This window comes from Janibacter sp. CFPM2_SD2, from assembly GCF_057364645.1.
The window spans coordinates 1-808 of sequence record NZ_JBNFOF010000386.1; the positions used below are offsets into that span (position 1 = coordinate 1).

The window sequence follows — 808 nt, forward strand, 5'->3', positions numbered from 1 at the left end:
CGCCCCCGGCGCCTCGACGCCGTCCGCGAGGCCGACCTCGTCGTCCTCGCCCCCGGCGACCCCGTGCTGTCGATCGGCATCGTCCTCGGTGTCCCCGGCGTCCGCGATGCCCTGCGCGGCACCTCGGCGAAGATCGTCGGCGTCACCCCCGACCTCACCGACCTCGGCCCTCCCTCGCCGCCGTCGGTCTGGACCCCACCCCGGCGGCCGTCTCCGGCCTCTACCGCGACCTGCGCGCCACCTGGCTCCCCGCCGACGCCTCGCCCGCCGACGTCCTCACGCACGCCTGACCCGCGGGTGCAGCTGAAGGAGCGGACGACACCGGGGTGGCCCGACTCATGGGCGAAGCCGGCCGACGGACCGACGCACGCTGCGGGGAGACCCGCCAGCTTCGTCCTTAGGGCCACCCCGGTCGTCGTCCGCGACGGAGACCGATCCGACCCGGGCTCAGAAGCGCGTCGGGAGGTGCGTGGGCAGGGAGCGGCGCGGGCCGCGTCGGGGTCGGTGGCCGGCGGTGGCGGTGATGACGACCTGGGCCCGGTAGCGCTGACCGGCGTAGGGCTCGAGCAGCTCGGCCATGCGGGCGTCGTCGCCGACAACGCCGTCGAGGGCGAGGGTGACGTCCTTGGCGACGTGGTAGTCGCCGAAGCTCGGTGAGTCGGCGTCGCCCAGTGCCCGCTGGGCGACCTCCGCAGCGGTCCAGACGCCGACGCCGGGGAGCGAGCGCATCCGCGCGTGGGCCTGCTCCAGCGGCAGGTCGGCGCACTCGTCGAGGCGACCGGCGACCGCATCGCGGTGACGACGACGC

Annotated in this window: 2 pseudogenes; one reads left to right on the top strand and one right to left on the bottom strand. The window is 76.0% G+C overall.

Going from position 1 to position 808, the window contains the following annotated elements:
* Nucleotides 1-63 precede the first annotated feature (63 nt).
* Nucleotides 64-111 (top strand): annotated as a pseudogene (locus tag AC2W7J_RS18545) (hypothetical protein); the annotation flags it as partial.
* 336 nt (nucleotides 112-447) lie between these two features.
* Here AC2W7J_RS18545 and AC2W7J_RS18550 read toward each other — a convergent pair.
* A pseudogene (locus tag AC2W7J_RS18550) lies at nucleotides 448-808 on the bottom strand (DNA-3-methyladenine glycosylase 2 family protein); the annotation flags it as partial.